Consider the following 15953-nt stretch of genomic DNA (forward strand, 5'->3'; position numbering starts at 1 on the left):
CGAGCCGTCGCCGGCCGGCGGCGCGGCTTCCGCGCCTTCCGCCGCATTCGCGGCCGGGACGGCGACCGCGGGCGCGAGCCACTGCGCGGCCTCGAAGCCCGTGTTTGCGCCGCAGTACGGCGTCGACAGGCCGTTCGTGAACAGGCGCACTTCCTCGCCGACCTGGCGCGCGAAGTCGGCCTGCGAATAGGTGTCGGCGACGTCCCACACGCGCAGTGCCGTCTGCGGCACGTCGAATACGTCGGCGATGCCGTCGGCGATCGTGCGCGGCAGCGCGTACGGATCGCGTTCCGCGATCACGCGGGCGGTCCAGCGGCTGAACTTCGCGGACAGGCTGTCGTTCTCGTGGCCGTAGCGCACGAGTTCGGCGAGCCGGCGCTCGAGATGCTTGTTCTTGTCGCGCAACATCTCCATCTGCCGCTCCTGCAGCGAGATCGCGGCCTTGCCGTGCGGGTTCGCGAGGCGGATCGTCGCGAGCAGTTCGGCGTGCTGCGCGAAGAATTCGGGATTGGCGAGCAGGTAGTCGGCGACTTCGCGATCGTTCATGTGGCTGGAGCGTTCAGTTATCAAGGACGTTGCAGGGTCAGGCGGGCAGGTCGATCTCGCCTTCGAACACGGTCGTGGCGGGCCCGGCCATCATCAGCGCGGCAGCTTCGTCGCGTGCGCCGTCCCAGCTGATCGTCAGCGTGCCGCCGTGCGTGTGCACGGTCACGGGCGAATCGAGCAGGCCGCGCCGGATGCCGGCCGCGACCGCCGCGCACGCGCCGGTGCCGCACGCGAGCGTCTCGCCCGCCGCGCGTTCGTACACGCGCAGCCGCACTTCGCTGCGCGACACGATCTGCATGAAGCCGGCGTTCACGCGCTCCGGGAAGCGCGCGTGGTGCTCGATCAGCGGGCCTTCCTCGAGCACCGGATACGCTTCGGCGTCGTCGACGATCTGCACCGCGTGCGGGTTGCCCATCGACACCGTCGAGATCCAGCGCGTCGCGCCGCCGACGTCGAGCGGCCACAGCGTGTCGTGCCCCTCGGTGCGGCCGTCGAGGCCCGCCGCATCGAACGGCACCTGCGCCGGCGCGAACACGGGCGCACCCATGTCGACGACGACTTCGCCGTTGTCCTGCATCGTCAGCGTGATCAGGCCCTTCATCACCTGCACGCGCACGCTGCGCTTGTCGGTCAGGCCGCGGTCGCTGACGAACTTCACGAAGCAGCGCGCGCCGTTGCCGCAGTGTTCGACCTCGCCGCCGTCGCAATTGAAGATCCGGTATTTGAAATCGACGCCGTCGACGGTCGGTTTTTCGACGAGCAGCAACTGATCGGCGCCGATGCCGAAGTGGCGGTTGGCGAGCGCGCGCACCTGCGCTTCGGTGAGCGGCGGCAATGCGCGCGAATAGCCGTCGAGCACGACGAAGTCGTTGCCCGCGCCGTGCATCTTGGTGAACGAGAGTTTCACTGGGTCCGGATTTCCATGGCGAACAAGGCGGTCAGCGCGGCGCGCGCGACGCCGCGCCATGCCGGGCAGCCTCGTTCGTCGTGCTGATCTCAACCGCAAATGATACATGGAGCCGACAGGGGCGTCCCGCGCGGGCGTTCCGGGCGTTTTCGTACTCGTTCAATTGATGAGGCCACCCGGCGATTCGTATTGTTTCGCCATACGTTTCGCCATACGCCCTGTCAACCTCCAGCGAGCTCATTCAAGCCATGAACCGCATCTTCAATCCGCCCCATCCGGGCGACACGCTGCGCGACGACGTGCTGCCGGCGCTCGGCCTGACCGTTACCGAGGCCGCGTCGCAGCTGGGCGTGACGCGTGCCGCACTGTCGCGGATCCTGCACGGCCATGCCGGCATCTCGCCGGAAATGGCGCTGCGCCTCGAAGCGTGGCTCGGCGAGGAAAACGGGGGGCGGGCCGATCTGTGGCTCGCGAAGCAGTCAGCCCACGATCTGTGGCGGGCGCGCGCGAAGGGCGCGCCGAAGGTGGCGAGGGCGCAGGCGCGCGCGTGACGGCCCGCCTGCGAACGTCTTCCGGCGGGGTCAGTACAGGCTCGGCTCGCCGGCCGGGCGCGTCTTGAAGCGCTTGTGGACCCAATAGTATTGCTCGGGCATCAGCGGGATCTGTTCCTCGAGGAATTCGTTCATCCGCCGCGCGTCGAGATCGTCGTCGCCCGTCGGGTAGTGATCCCACGGCTTGAATACCTTCAGGCGATAACCCTTGTAGTTCGGCAGCACCTCGCCGATGAACGGCACGACCTGCGCGCGGCCCGTCTTCGCGAGCCGGCCGACCGCCGTCAGCGTGCACGCGGGCACGCCGAAGAACGGGACGAACGTCGAATTGCGCAGCCCGTAATCCATGTCGGCGCCGAGCATCACCGGCTTGCGGTCGCGCAGCCAGCGCAGCACGACGCGCGCGCTGTCCGCGCGGCCGACCATCTCGGCGTCGAAACGCCCGCGCGCCTTCTTCGCCTCTTCCTCGAGCACGGCGTTCGAGAACGGCTGGTAGAGCGACCCGCAGCGGCGGTGGAGCGAACGGTTCAGCCAGATCGAGCCGGCTTCGATGCCGACGAAGTGCAGGCCGAGGAACAGCGTCGGCGGCAGGTCCGGATCGTCGAGGTCGACCGCGCTGTCGACCTGGATCAGCTTCGCGAGCTTTTTCTCCGAGCCGAACCACTGCACGCTGCGCTCGACGTAGCTGCGGATCGCATGGCGGAAATGCTGGCCTGCCACTTCCTCGCGGCGTGCGTCGCTCCAATCCGGGAAGCAGAGTTTCAGATTGGTGTGTACGATGCGTTTTCGCCGGCTGGGGATCTTGTAGAGCAGCCAGCCGAGACCATCGCCGAACCGTGCGGTCAGGCCGTACGGCAACAGGGCGAGCAGTTTCAGCAAGCCAATGGCGAGGTGCGTGCCTAGACGACCTAGCATGCGAAACCTCCGTGGGACCGGCTGGCCGGCGCGTTGCGAACAGGTAGGTGAGACAGCGGAAGATGCAGCACGGGCGGCGCTCTGTGACAATTCAGGAAAGCCGCTATAATACGGGCTTCGCCGAGTTAACTGACAACTTGCGGGGCGAAGCCGGTTGGCGTCATACGCGCTGCCCGGTCCTGGTAATCCGCTAAAGCGTCGCCGCTTCAGGCCCAACGAAGCTGGCTACGTGAAACCAACCGTAACCACACAGGAGCCTGAAAAAGTGGCAAACGATTATCTCTTCACGTCCGAATCCGTCTCCGAAGGCCATCCGGACAAGGTCGCGGACCAAATCTCGGACGCGATCCTCGACGCCATCCTCGAGCAAGACAAGTATTCCCGCGTCGCGGCGGAAACGCTGTGCAACACGGGTCTCGTCGTCCTGGCCGGTGAAATCACCACGACGGCCAACATCGACTACATCCAGATCGCGCGCGACACGATCAAGCGCATCGGCTACGACAACACCGACTACGGCATCGACTACAAGGGTTGCGCGGTGCTCGTCGCGTACGACAAGCAGTCGCCGGACATCGCCCAGGGCGTCGATCGTGCACACGACGACAACCTCGATCAGGGCGCGGGCGACCAGGGCCTGATGTTCGGTTACGCGTGCGACGAAACGCCGGAACTGATGCCGCTGCCGATCTACCTGTCGCACCGTCTCGTCGAGCGCCAGGCCAGCCTGCGCCGCGACGGCCGCCTGCAATGGCTGCGCCCGGACGCGAAGTCGCAGGTCACCGTCCGCTACGTCGACGGCAAGCCGCATTCGATCGACACCGTCGTGCTGTCGACGCAGCACGCACCGGACATCGAACTGCCCGCGCTGCGCGAAGCGGTGATCGAGGAAATCATCAAGCCGACGCTGCCGGCCGACCTGATCAAGGGCGACATCAAGTTCCTGGTGAACCCGACCGGCCGGTTCGTGATCGGCGGCCCGCAGGGCGATTGCGGCCTGACCGGCCGCAAGATCATCGTCGACACGTACGGCGGTGCCGCACCGCACGGCGGCGGCGCGTTCTCGGGCAAAGATCCGTCGAAGGTCGACCGTTCGGCTGCGTACGCAGGCCGCTACGTCGCGAAGAACATCGTCGCCGCCGGCCTCGCGTCGCGCGCGCTGATCCAGGTGTCGTACGCGATCGGCGTCGCCGAGCCGACCTCGGTGATGGTCAACACGTTCGGCACGGGCCGCGTGTCGGATGCGGTGATCACGAAGCTCGTGCGCGAGCATTTCGACCTGCGTCCGAAGGGCATCATCAAGATGCTCGACCTGCTGCGCCCGATCTACGAGAAGACGGCTGCTTACGGCCACTTCGGCCGCGAAGAGCCGGAATTCTCGTGGGAAGCGACCGACAAGGCGCTCGCACTGGCCGAAGCGGCCGGCGTCGAGCCGACGGCACGCGTCGCGTAAGCGTCGTACGCCTGAAATGAAAAACCCCGGCTAGCCGGGGTTTTTTTATGGGTTCCGATCGTCGGGGCAATCGGACAAGCGAACAAGCGGACAATGGCGCGACGGCGATCGTCGCGCGCGGTGCCCGCCGGCGTGCGCTCAGCGCGCGCCGAACCCGAACCAGCCGTTGCTGGCCGCGAGGCGGCGCGGACGGTTGACGCGGCGTTGCGGCCCGAGCGTGCGGCGCAGCGCGAGCGCGCGCAGCGACGACGGTTTCTGCAGCAGGGAGCGCAGGCCGGCACGGCGCGAGAACGCCTGTGCACTCATCATCGAGAAAAATGCGTGGAACCACGCACGGATACCGTCCAGCCGGCTGTGTGCGGGCGTGCGCTCGGCCAGCGCCTGCGTGCGTGCGCGGTGATGGCGCAGCGAGCGGGCAGGAGCGGTCGGCACGACGCGCTTCGCAGCGCGGCTGAGACGGGAAGTCAGACGGAATGGCATGTGAACGATGCTTCGCTTGTATGGATGGCGCCCTGGAGAGCGCACTGGTATGAACGGCCTCGGATGACGCAACGGATCTTACTGAAACTCGCTGCGCGCCGCGCCCGCCAGAATTGACAGGCCGCGACAGGCTACAGGGGATTCATGACGGGCAAAAGTCGCGATAAACCCTTGTGCCACAAGGCGTGTGCCGCATACCGCCTGTCGGTGAGGCAGGTGCCGCGACGAACAGTTCCCTTGAGCCGGATCAAATCCGCGATTGGCATGCCCCTGCGTACGACAATGGTGCTGTTCGCGGCATCCGGCGCCGATTTACAATCGTCACATTCACACAATAAACGTCTGGCATCCCATGTCGTCTCCATTGCAGTCGGAATCGATCCGCGCGCAAGTCGCGGAATTGCGCGAGCGCGGCTTTGTCGTCGCGCGTGGCCTCGTCGGCGAAGCGCAGTGCGCGGCGCTCAGGCAGATCGCGGAGCGCCAGCTGCGGGAGGCGGCCGAGCCGATCGAGTTCGAGGCGGATCTGCGCTATCCGGGCGCGCCCGAGTCCAAGCATGCGCCGGGCGGGCATACGGTGCGGCGGCTGCTCGATGCGTATTCACGCGATCCGGCGTTCGCCGAGCGCGCGATCGCACCCGAAATCGGGGCGTGGATGCGCGAGTATTTCGGCGAAGAACCCGTGCTGTCGCGCGCGCATCACAACTGCATGATGACGAAGCATCCCGCGTACGGCAGCCTGACCGGCTGGCATCGCGATTTCCGCTACTGGTCGTTCGAGCGCCCGGACATGGTGTCGGTGTGGCTCGCGCTCGGGCCGGAAACGAACGAGAACGGCGCACTGTGGCTCGTGCCGGGGTCGCATACGGCCGAATTCGGGCCCGAAGCGTTCGACGATGCGAAGTTCTTCCGCAGCGACCTGCCGGCGAACCGGAAGATGATCGATGCGGCCACGTGCCCGTCGCTGCAGACGGGCGACGTGGTGTTCTTCCACTGCAACACGCTGCATTCGGCCGGACAGAACCGCTCCGACCAGGTGAAGTTCTCGCTCGTGTACACCTATCACGGCGCGAGCAACCGGCCGCTACCCGGCACGCGCTCGGCGTCGAAACCGGAAGTGCAGTTCTAGGCTCGGACCGGACGGGCGGTGACACCACCGCGGTCACGCGATGCGGTGCATCGCCGGCGGATGAAGCAACGGGCGGCCTGGCCGCCCGTTTCGTTTGGCGCGGCCCGGTCGCACGACGCGGGCCGTGTGTGCATCGCGCGGCTGCGCGATCAGCGTTTGTTGCCCGGCATCGCGAGGCCGATCAGGCCGATGAACGATGCGACGGCGCCGCCCGCGATCAGCAGGATCGTCTTCGTCGCGGGCGAACCGGTGAAGAAGCGCGACACGTTGTCGTTGATCGAATGGAACGACTGGCCGCCGAAATACAGCAGCACGACGCCGCCGACGAGCAGTGCAACCGAGATGACCCGGGACATACCAACCTCGCTGAAACGGTGATTCGAGACGCCGCAGTGTAGGCGACGACCGCGGCCGCGTCCATCGCCGTGCCGCCGTGCGCGATCCGGCCGCTTTCGCTACCATAGTCGTCGTATGACTCCTTCGCCGTCGCCGCGCCGTGTGCGCGGCAAGCGCGACCTTTCCCCCGATGTCCTGACGGAACAGACTCATGGCCTACGAAGCAGCTTCCGAACGTTATGCCGACATGCAATACCGCACCTGTGGCAAATCCGGGCTCAAACTGCCCGCGCTGTCGCTCGGCCTGTGGCACAACTTCGGCGACTCGACGCCGATCTCGACGCAGCGCGAAATCCTGCGCACCGCGTTCGACCTCGGCATCAACCACTTCGATCTCGCGAACAACTACGGGCCGCCGTACGGCAGTGCCGAAACCAACTTCGGCCGGCTGCTGAAGGAGGATTTCCGGCCGTATCGCGACGAGTTGCTGATCTCGACGAAGGCCGGCTGGGACATGTGGCCGGGGCCGTACGGCAGCGGCGGCGGGTCGCGCAAGTACGTGCTCGCGAGCCTCGACCAGAGCCTGCAGCGGATGGGGCTCGACTACGTCGACATCTTCTATTCGCACCGCTTCGACGCGCACACGCCGCTCGAGGAAACGGCGGGCGCGCTCGCGTCGGCCGTGCAGCAGGGCAAGGCGCTCTATATCGGCATTTCGTCGTATTCGGCGGCGAAGACGCGCGAGATGGCCGAGCTGCTCGCGCAGTACAAGGTGCCGCTGCTGATCCATCAGCCGTCGTACAACCTGCTGAATCGCTGGGTCGAAACCGAACTGCTCGGCACGCTCGACGAGATCGGCACGGGCAGCATCGCGTTCACGCCGCTCGCGCAGGGGCTGCTCACGTCGAAGTACCTGAACGGCGTGCCGGCCGATGCGCGCGTGAACAAGCCGGGCGGCGGCTCGCTGAAGCAGGATCACCTGAGCGCGGACAACCTCGAGCACGTGCGCAAGCTCAACGCGATCGCCGAGCGGCGCGGGCAGAGCCTCGCGCAGATGGCGCTCGCATGGGTGCTGCGCAACGGCCGCGTGACGTCCGCACTGATCGGCGCGAGCCGTGCGGAGCAGGTGCGTGAAAACGTCGGTGCGCTGAAGCACCTCGAATTCTCGGCGGAGGAACTCGCGGAGATCGATCGTTACGCGACGGAAGGCGGCATCAATCTGTGGGAAAAGCCGTCCACCGATCAGGCGATCTGACCGGCGGTCGATACGGCGTGCGAAACATCGCATGTCGTATCAATGGCTCGCGTGCGCCTGTCGCATCGCTGCGGTGCAGCGATGCACGGCACGCACGGGTGGTGCGCCGCTAGATCAGCGCAGGCAGGCCTTCGACGAGCAATACCGCGACGCCGACGCCGAGGATGACGCCCAGTACGCGTAGCAGGTTGTGGCGGAATTCGGTTGCGCACGGCACCGCGCCGAGAAATAGCGCTCCGGCCAGCGCCATCGGAATCAACAGGATGAAGTCGCCGATCGTGAAGTAGGTTGTCATGCGTGTCTCCAGTGTCGGCCGGAGTTAGCGCTTCAGCGCTTACTCCGGCTCCATGCCGGGTGTTTCTAGTGTTGGTCGCGACCCGATTGCGAGCGGGCCGGTCAATTCGAGTATAGGCAACCGGCAGCGCTTTTCGCTATCCGAACCATTAAAAATCAGCGGAATGCCCGGCGTATCGCGCATTTTTCCCGCAAGTCAGACGAACGCCTTGCGCACAACTTTCCCTTGCCTTTCGATTTCTGCGGATTCGTCGCATGTGTCCGGTGCGTGCCGCCGCACCCGCGGGCGCGGCGGCACGCCCGCTCATGCGCGGTCGGGTTGCACGCGGGTAGCCGGCGCGCGAAACACGAGCGCGAGCCCCGCGATGATCGCGCCCATGCCGCCGAGCGCGAGCGGCTCGGGCCGGTTGCCGAGCCACACGGCATCCATCAGCGTGGTGACGACGGGCACGAGATAGAACAGGCTCGTCACGTTGACGAGATCGCCGCGCTGCATCAACCGGTAGAACAGCAGTTGCGCGATCACCGAAATCACGATGCCGAGCCACAGCAGCGGGATCACGAATGCCCAGCTCATGTCGAACGACACCGGCCGGAACGGCACGATCGCCACGCACAGCGCGAGGCCGATCGCATTCTGCAACGGCAGCACGTCGGCGGGCGCCGCCCGTACGCGCTTTTGCAGCAGCGAGCCGGCGGTCAGCGCGACGAGCGCGGTGAGCGCGCACGCGATGCCCGCGAGCGACAGGCCGCCGTCGCCCACGCCGCGGCACACGACGAGCGCGAGGCCGGCGAGCGACAGCGCGAGCCCCGCGATGCGCACGGGCTGCCAGCGTCGCTCGACGAGCGCGAGCGTGAGGATCGGCTGCACGCCGAGGATCGTGGCGAGCACGCCCGGCGCGATCCCGCGTTCGAGCGCGAGCAGGTAGAAGATCGAATAGCCGCCCATCATCAGCAAGCCGGTCAGCGCGGCCATGCGCCGTTCGCCGCGCGGCGGCAGCCAGCGTTTGCGCACGAAAGCCAGCCCGAGCAGCACGAGCGATGCGAGGGCGAAACGTGCGGTGAGAAAGACGAACGCGGATGCGTGACGCAGACCGAGTTCAGCGAAGATCGCGCCGCTGCTCCACAGCAGCACGAAGAGCGACGTCGCACCATGCGCGGCGAGCGCGCGTTTGAACGAAACCATGTGAATCCACCTGTCGAACGGATCGGAACGTTCCATTCGCGCGCGCAGCAGCGAGCCGTGCGTCACGACGCACGAATGCAAGCCTGCGGGCGAATGGAAGACGAAACGGAAGCCGGCTGGTCAGCCGGCGCGTGCCGCCGGAGGGGGCGGCGCGGCGCCGACGAGCGGCGGTGCGACAGGAGGAGGAAGAACCGACGGATGCGCGCACGCCTGCGGCCGCGAGTCGAACTGCGGCCGGGATTTTGCAAGGGCGGACGTGAGCGGATGCATCGGATCGGAATGCGCTGGAACGCGAATGAGCATCAAAGGTACCGCAAGGCCGGCATCGGACGCAACCACTGTCGGCGGCATCGCATGACGCAGCACGGCGCGCGGTGAAGCACGCGGCAATGCGGGCGGTGCGTGCGCAACCGTCGTCGTGCCGGTTGCGTTCGAGGTACGGGGAAGGCGATGACGGCGCGGCGTCGATCGGCCACGGCGTTCGCGCGAAACTTCCCGGTGATGCGGCACCGGCCCGCGACGCGCGCGCGGCATGCGTCACGGGCGCGTCGCGGTGCCGACGCGGATTCGGCGGGCAGTCACATTCGACAGGGTATGATGGGGGTAACCGGGCGGGCAAGTGCCTGTCCGGCGCAGTGGTTGATTGGAGACATTCGACGAATTCGCGGCACTTCGCCTGCTTCTTCTTCTTTTCGCGCTTCGATAAACCGTGAACAATGGGATTACGCGCAACGCTCCGACGAGAGCGCGCGGATCGTGCATTTGCCGGCTCGTCACCGAGCCGGGTTTCAAGAGTCAAGAGTGGGGAACCATCATGCATGTCGGGTCGATTGTCTGCACTACCCATATCGCTGTGCCGAAGGGCGCACGCGGCATCGTCCAGCGCATCCTGGGCGACATGGCCATGGTGACCTGGTACGCGGGCGTACCGGGCGAGTCGAAGGAACTCAACACCGAGCCGTTCTTTCTCGAGGACCTGATCGACACCGGCGAATCCGTGCTGCCGGCCGGCGCGGCGCTTCACTGAGCGCATACGCCGCACCGGGCGCTCGTCTTTCGGCCCGGCTGGCGGCACAATGCGGGGCATGAAAGACGTCACTTCCGCTCCCGCTTCTCCTGCCGGCCCGCCGTTCGCCGGACTCACGCCCGAGTGCGTGCTCGACGCGCTCGACAGCGTGCTGATACCGGCCGGCCTGCGCACCGACGGGCGCCTGCTCGCGCTCAACAGCTACGAAAACCGCGTGTATCAGGTGGGCATCGAAGACGGCCCGCCGGTCGTCGCGAAGTTCTACCGTCCGGCCCGCTGGTCGGACGAAGCGATCCTCGAAGAGCACGCGTTCGTCGCCGAGCTCGCCGCGCGCGAGATTCCGGCGGTGCCCGCGCGCGCATTCGACGGCCGCACGCTGCACGCGTTCGACGGTTTCCGCTTCTCGATCTTCGAGCGGCGCGGCGGACGCGCGCCTGACCTCGACCGCAGCGACACGCTCGAATGGCTCGGCCGCTTCATCGGCCGGATCCATGCGGTCGGTGCGACGCAGCCGTATGTCGCGCGTCCCGTGCTCGATATCGGTACGTTCGGCTATGAGCCGCGCGACTACCTGCTCGCGCACGATTTCATTCCGGACGATGTGCGGCCCGCGTACGAGACCGCCGTGACGCTCGCGCTCGAAGGCGTCGAGGCCGCGTTCGAGCGGGCGGGCGAGATCCGCCTGCTGCGCACGCACGGCGACTGTCATCCGAGCAACGTGCTGTGGACCGATGCCGGCCCGCACTTCGTCGACTTCGACGACAGCCGGATGGCGCCCGCGATCCAGGATCTGTGGCTGTTGTTGCCGGGCGATCGCGAAGGCGCGTCGCGGGCGCTCGCGGACCTGCTGGCCGGCTACGAGGATTTCTGCGAATTCGAGCCGCGCGAGTTGCATCTCGTCGAAGCGCTGCGCACGTTGCGGCTGATCCACTACGCGGCATGGCTCGCGCGGCGCTGGGACGATCCCGCCTTCCCCGCCGCATTCCCGTGGTTCAACACGCACCGCTACTGGGAAGCACGCGTGCTCGAGTTGCGCGAGCAGATCGGCGCGATGCAGGAAGGGCCGCTCTGGCCGGTATGACGGCGCGCGCGGCACCGGCGCCGCGCGGCCTGCCGGTGCGGGCCGCGGCGCGATGCGCGCGGCCCGTTCGATCCCGTCCGTTCAGAACTTCATCATCAGCTTGATCAGCGCGGCGAAGCGTTTGCCGTACGGCGGCGCGAGCAGGTTGCGCGCGTTCAGGCGCGCCTGCGTGAGTACCGGCTTCATCTTCGAGAACGTCACGAAGCCGTCGTAGCCGTGATACGCGCCCATGCCGCTCGCACCGACCCCGCCGAACGGCAGGCTGCCGCACGCGATGTGCATCAGCGTTTCGTTGATCGACACGCCGCCCGAGATCGTTTCGCGCATCACGCGGTCGATCGTGCCGCCGTCCTCGTCGAACAGGTAGAGCGCGAGCGGACGCGGGCGGGCATTCACGTACGCGATCGCTTCGTCGAGCCGCTCGTACGGCACGAGCGGCAGCAGCGGCCCGAAGATTTCCTCCTGCATCAGCTGCGACGCGGCCGGCACCTGCGTGACCGCGCACGGCACGAAGCGGCGCGATGCAGGATCGGATTGCGCATCGGACAGCGGATGCAGCTGCGCGCCGGCCGCCTGCGCGTCGCTGGCGAGCTGCTGCAGCCGGGCGTAGTGGCGCGGCGACACGATCGTCGTGTAGTCGCCGTTGGCCGACAGGTCGGGGTACATCTTCGCGAACCGTGCCCGCGCGCGCTCGATGAACGCGGCTTCCATCCCGCGCGGCAGCAGCACGTAGTCGGGCGCGATGCAGGTCTGGCCCGCGTTCAGCGTCTTGCCCGCGACGATCGCGTCGACCGCCGCATCGAAGCGCGCGTTCGGCCCGACGATGGCCGGCGACTTGCCGCCGAGTTCGAGCGTGACGGGCGTGAGGTTGTCGGCGGCCGCGCGCATCACGTGGCGGCCGACGTGCGTCGAGCCGGTGAACAGCAGATGATCGAACGGCAAGCCGCTGAACGCGGCGCCCACTTCGGCGTCGCCGTTCACGACCGCGACGTGGTCGCGCGTGAAGGTCTTCGCAATGAGCTGCTCGAACAGCGCCGACGTGCGCGGCGTCAGTTCGGACATCTTGATGATCGCGCGGTTGCCGGCCGCGAGCGCACAGATCAGCGGGCCGGCCGCGAGCAGCACCGGGTAGTTCCACGGTACGACGATGCCGACCACGCCGAGAGGCTGCGGAATCACCTTCGCGCGCGCCGGGCGCAGCCACTTGTTCATCGGCTTGCGGATCGGTTTCATCCAGCGCTTGCCGTGCTTGAGCGCGTCGTCGATCTCTTCCTTCGCCATCCAGATTTCCGACAGCAGCACTTCCTGCTTCGCGCGATGACCGAAATCGGCGCTGATTGCCTCGGCGAGTGCGTCCGCGTGGTCGATCAGCATCGTGCGCAGCGCGCGCAAGTGCTGCACGCGCGTTTCCCAAGCCGGGTACGGTGCGCGCAGGTAGGCCGCGCGCTGGTCGCGCAGCAGCGACGTCAGTGCATCGACCGACGGCAGCGCTTGCGGGGCCAGTTCGGGCAGGTCGTTCTTCATGTCGTCTCCTCCAGTTGGGCCTGGCTGGTCGGCCGGCCGTCACGCCGCACGCGCACGCTCGGCGAGCGCGGCGACGCGGATCGGGGTGGTGCGTGTCGCGCGGCGCGGGGCCGGATGCGACGTGTGCTCGAAAACCGGTTCATGCGTGCAGCGGGCGTCGCATCCACGCGACGGTATGTGCATCCGGAAACCGTGTCGCGGCGCGTGGGCATGCAGTGCGATGCAACCGTTGCCGGGCGCGCGACGCCGCGGCCCGACCGCCCGCCTGCACACCGAAGCGGGGCGGCGCGACGGGGCCGTCAAATCATGCCGCGGCGCATCGCGCCGCCGCGGCGACAAACCGTCCAAACGGTCGGCGACGACGCGTGCCGTTCGATTTCGATCGACTGCGCGCATGACGCGGGGCATCTCCGCGCGGGCAGCCGTTTGAAATGAAATGCGGGCTGCGCGCATCGCATCCGGACAACCCGGTCGGCACGCGACCTGCAGAACCTGGCGCTGCATCGTCGTCTCTCCCGTTTCGCGACGGATCGGCTTCTCGTGGCCGGCGCGTCGCGCAAAGCGATTCGATACATCTTAAATTTAGTTCACGCGAGCGTTTAGAGGAATCGCTCTTGAATCCGCGCGCCGCGCGCACGGTGGCGATTCCTACAATGCCCGAACACTACAAAGACGTGGTCGCGCGGCGGTGCCGGGCGCCTTCCATGAGACGACGGAGACGTGACATGCAATACGACTACATCATCGTAGGCGGCGGGTCGGGCGGGTCGAGCCTGGCAGGCCGTCTCGCCGATGCCTGCCCCGATGCGACGATCGCGCTGATCGAGGCCGGCTCGCATACGGAGCGCAACCTGCTCGTCAACATGCCGGTCGGCATCGCGGCGCTGGTACCGTTCAAGCTCGGCACGAACTACGGCTACGAGACGGTGCCGCAGCCGGGCCTCGGCGGGCGGCGCGGCTACCAGCCGCGCGGGCGCGGGATGGGCGGCTCGAGCGCGATCAACGCGATGATCTACACGCGCGGCCACCCGGGCGACTACGACGAATGGGCGCAGCTCGGCGCGACGGGCTGGGGCTGGCAGGACGTGCTGCCGTATTTCCGGCGCGCGGAAGGCAACGAACGTGGCGCCGATGCGTGGCACGGCGCGGACGGCCCGCTGTCGGTGTCGGATCTGCGCTTTCGCAATCCGTTCTCCGAACGATTCATCCAGGCCGCGCATGCGGCCGGCTATCCGCTGAACGACGACTTCAACGGCGCGACGCAGGAAGGCGTCGGCTTCTATCAGGTCACGCACCGCGACGGCTCGCGCTGCAGCGTCGCGCGTGCGTATATCTACGGCCGCAACCGGCCGAACCTGCACGTGATCACCGATGCGACCGTGCTGCGCGTCACGTTCGACGGCAAGCGCGCGGCCGGCGTCGCGGTCGCGCGCAACGGGCGCGTCGAGACGCTCGACGCGCGCGCGGAAGTGATCCTGTCGGCCGGCGCGTTCAATTCGCCGCAACTGCTGATGTGCTCGGGAATCGGCCCGGCCGAGCAACTGCGCCGGCACGGAATCGCGGTCGTGCAGGATGCGCCGGACGTCGGCACGAACCTGATCGACCACATCGACTTCATCATCAACACGCGCGTGAATTCGTCGGAACTGGTCGGCGTGTGCCTGCGCGGGATCGCGAAGATGACGCCCGCGCTCGCACGCTATTTCTCGAGCCGCACCGGGATGATGACGAGCAACGTCGCGGAGGCCGGCGGCTTCATCAAGAGCGATCCGTCGCTCGAGCGTCCCGACCTGCAGCTGCATTTCTGCACGGCGCTCGTGGACGACCACAACCGCAAGATGCACTGGGGCTTCGGCTATTCGCTGCACGTGTGTGCGCTGCGGCCGTTCAGCCGCGGCACGGTGACGCTCGCGACCGGCGATGCGCGTGACGCACCGCTGATCGATCCGCGCTTCTTCAGCGATTCGCGCGATCTCGACCTGCTCGTGCGGGGCACGCAGGCGATGCGCAGGATCCTGTCGCAGGCGCCGCTCGCGTCGCAGGGCGGGCGCGAGCTGTACACGCGGGCGGACCAGAGCGAAGCGGAGCTGCGCAAGACAATCGTCGAGCATGCCGACACGATCTACCACCCGGTCGGCACCTGCCGGATGGGGTCGGACGCGCACGCGGTCGTCGATCCGCAACTGCGCGTGCGCGGCGTCGAAGGATTGCGCGTGGTGGACGCGTCGGTGATGCCGACGCTGGTCGGCGGGAACACGAATGCGCCGTCGGTGATGATCGGCGAACGCGCGGCGGACTTCATCGTCGCGGCGCGCAAGGGCGGTGTGTCGCGCGGCGAGGCGGCTGCCGCGGTGCACGGCCGCTGAGCGGCGCGCGCACGCGGGCAGTCATGCTCAGGCAAACGTATCGACGAGGCCGGCGCGGCTCACGCTCGCGGCGACCGGTGCGGATTGCGCAGCGTCGACCGGTGCATCGACGGCTGACGATCCGCCGCTCCCGCGCCGCGACGACTGCCCGCCAGCGAAGGACGATTGCGGGTTCTGCTGCTGCGAAGCGAAGCCGCCGTCGCTGACGGTCGCGCTGCCCAGGCCGAGCCCGCCCGATTCCATCGCTTCGCGCAGCTTCGGCAGCGCGGCTTCGACCGCGTCGCGCACCTGCGCGTGCTGCGACACGAACAGCGCGTGCGCGTGATTGTCCGCGACACGCAGCACGACCTGCAGCGGCCCGAGATCGGGCGGGTTGAGCGTCAGCTCGGCGCTCTGCTGGTGCGCATTCGACAGGAACACGACCTTCTGGCTCAGCGCGTCCGTCCAGTCCGGGGTGCCGACGTGCGGGGCGAGCACGTGCGCGTTCGCCGCGGCGATCGCGCCCGCGGCCGGCGACAACTGCAGGTTCGCCTGTGTCGCGGCGGCCGCCGTTGCACCGGCCGCGAGCGTCGCGCTGGCGGCCGGATCCGTCGCGTCGCCGGCTGCCGCGAGCGCGTGCTGCTCGCCCGACTGCGCGTTCGCGTTGGCCTGCAGCGCCTGCGCGGTGGCCTGCGCCGGCGTTTGCTGGGTCGCGAGCGCCCCCTTCGCGTCGGCAAGGGTGCGGTCGAAGGTCGGGACCTTCGGGGTCAGCGGTGCGGTGGCGCCGGTCGATGCGGTCGATGCCGGCGCCGATGCCGACGCGGTCGCGCCGGCCGCGGGTATCGCGATCGCGCCGGAGCCGCCCGTCAGTCTGTCGAGCGCGGTCTGCAGCGCATCGCGGCCCGACGCGGTCGCGGCCGGCTGGGC

The 15953-nt window shown here is 67.8% G+C and carries 16 protein-coding genes; 7 read left to right on the forward strand and 9 right to left on the reverse strand.

Features of this window, described 5'->3' with window-relative positions; translation table 11 throughout:
* Nucleotides 1-546, reverse strand: a 546-nt coding sequence (locus tag L810_RS38270) for a DUF484 family protein (RefSeq protein ID WP_042977979.1), incomplete at its 3' end; no start/stop codon positions are given.
* A gap of 37 nt (nt 547-583) precedes the next feature.
* Nucleotides 584-1453 carry a diaminopimelate epimerase gene (dapF, locus tag L810_RS38275; protein ID WP_042977981.1) on the reverse strand — a complete coding sequence of 290 codons (870 nt, stop codon included), beginning with the start codon at nt 1451-1453 and terminating at the stop codon, nt 584-586.
* A 248-nt stretch (nt 1454-1701) separates the two neighbouring features.
* On the opposite strand from dapF, the gene L810_RS38280 reads away from it, so the two are divergent.
* Entirely contained in the window at nt 1702-2004 is a 303-nt protein-coding gene (locus L810_RS38280; protein ID WP_021163505.1) for a HigA family addiction module antitoxin, read from the forward strand.
* Nucleotides 2005-2034: 30 nt separating this feature from the next.
* Here the strand turns inward: L810_RS38280 and lpxL are convergent, their stop codons facing one another.
* Nucleotides 2035-2919 (reverse strand): lauroyl acyltransferase LpxL, encoded by an 885-nt coding sequence (gene lpxL, locus L810_RS38285; protein WP_021163506.1) that lies wholly within the window; start codon nt 2917-2919, stop codon nt 2035-2037.
* A 265-nt stretch (nt 2920-3184) separates the two neighbouring features.
* On the opposite strand from lpxL, the gene metK reads away from it, so the two are divergent.
* Entirely contained in the window at nt 3185-4372 is a 1188-nt protein-coding gene (metK, locus tag L810_RS38290; protein ID WP_011353531.1) for a methionine adenosyltransferase, read from the forward strand.
* 138 nt (nt 4373-4510) lie between these two features.
* On the opposite strand, the gene L810_RS38295 is transcribed toward metK, so the two are convergent.
* Entirely contained in the window at nt 4511-4852 is a 342-nt protein-coding gene (locus tag L810_RS38295) for a hypothetical protein (RefSeq protein WP_021163507.1), read from the reverse strand.
* 352 nt (nt 4853-5204) lie between these two features.
* Between L810_RS38295 and L810_RS38300 the strand changes: the two genes are divergently transcribed.
* Entirely contained in the window at nt 5205-5978 is a 774-nt protein-coding gene (locus L810_RS38300; RefSeq protein ID WP_021163508.1) for a phytanoyl-CoA dioxygenase family protein, read from the forward strand.
* Nucleotides 5979-6127: 149 nt separating this feature from the next.
* On the opposite strand, the gene L810_RS38305 is transcribed toward L810_RS38300, so the two are convergent.
* On the reverse strand, nt 6128-6334 hold the full coding sequence (locus tag L810_RS38305; protein WP_021163509.1) for a DUF3185 family protein: 207 nt from the start codon (nt 6332-6334) through the stop codon (nt 6128-6130).
* Nucleotides 6335-6525: 191 nt separating this feature from the next.
* Between L810_RS38305 and mgrA the strand changes: the two genes are divergently transcribed.
* A complete protein-coding gene (mgrA, locus tag L810_RS38310; RefSeq protein WP_021163510.1) occupies nt 6526-7569 on the forward strand; it encodes an L-glyceraldehyde 3-phosphate reductase in 1044 nt (347 codons plus the stop codon).
* Between the two features lie 109 nt (nt 7570-7678).
* Here mgrA and L810_RS38315 read toward each other — a convergent pair whose 3' ends face one another.
* The gene (locus L810_RS38315; protein ID WP_011353526.1) at nt 7679-7864 is read right to left on the reverse strand and encodes a hypothetical protein; all 186 of its coding nucleotides are present in this window, start codon (nt 7862-7864) and stop codon (nt 7679-7681) included.
* A gap of 303 nt (nt 7865-8167) precedes the next feature.
* Entirely contained in the window at nt 8168-9049 is an 882-nt protein-coding gene (locus L810_RS38320; protein ID WP_042977989.1) for a DMT family transporter, read from the reverse strand.
* Nucleotides 9050-9863: 814 nt separating this feature from the next.
* On the opposite strand from L810_RS38320, the gene L810_RS38325 reads away from it, so the two are divergent.
* Nucleotides 9864-10076, forward strand: coding sequence for a hypothetical protein (locus L810_RS38325; protein ID WP_004198969.1), 213 nt, complete (start codon nt 9864-9866; stop codon nt 10074-10076).
* A gap of 58 nt (nt 10077-10134) precedes the next feature.
* Nucleotides 10135-11157: a serine/threonine protein kinase gene (locus L810_RS38330; RefSeq protein WP_021163512.1), complete on the forward strand. Its 1023-nt coding sequence runs from the start codon at nt 10135-10137 to the stop codon at nt 11155-11157.
* A gap of 81 nt (nt 11158-11238) precedes the next feature.
* Here the strand turns inward: L810_RS38330 and L810_RS38335 are convergent, their stop codons facing one another.
* The gene (locus L810_RS38335; RefSeq protein ID WP_021163513.1) at nt 11239-12681 is read right to left on the reverse strand and encodes a coniferyl aldehyde dehydrogenase; all 1443 of its coding nucleotides are present in this window, start codon (nt 12679-12681) and stop codon (nt 11239-11241) included.
* 725 nt (nt 12682-13406) lie between these two features.
* Between L810_RS38335 and L810_RS38345 the strand changes: the two genes are divergently transcribed.
* Nucleotides 13407-15047: a GMC family oxidoreductase gene (locus L810_RS38345; protein ID WP_027788884.1), complete on the forward strand. Its 1641-nt coding sequence runs from the start codon at nt 13407-13409 to the stop codon at nt 15045-15047.
* A gap of 27 nt (nt 15048-15074) precedes the next feature.
* Here L810_RS38345 and L810_RS38350 read toward each other — a convergent pair.
* Nucleotides 15075-15953 (reverse strand): flagellar hook-length control protein FliK (locus tag L810_RS38350; RefSeq protein WP_042977988.1); only part of this gene is annotated, 879 nt, incomplete at its 5' end.

This window comes from Burkholderia sp. AU4i (assembly GCF_000466765.1).
Taxonomy (GTDB): domain Bacteria; phylum Pseudomonadota; class Gammaproteobacteria; order Burkholderiales; family Burkholderiaceae; genus Burkholderia; species Burkholderia cepacia.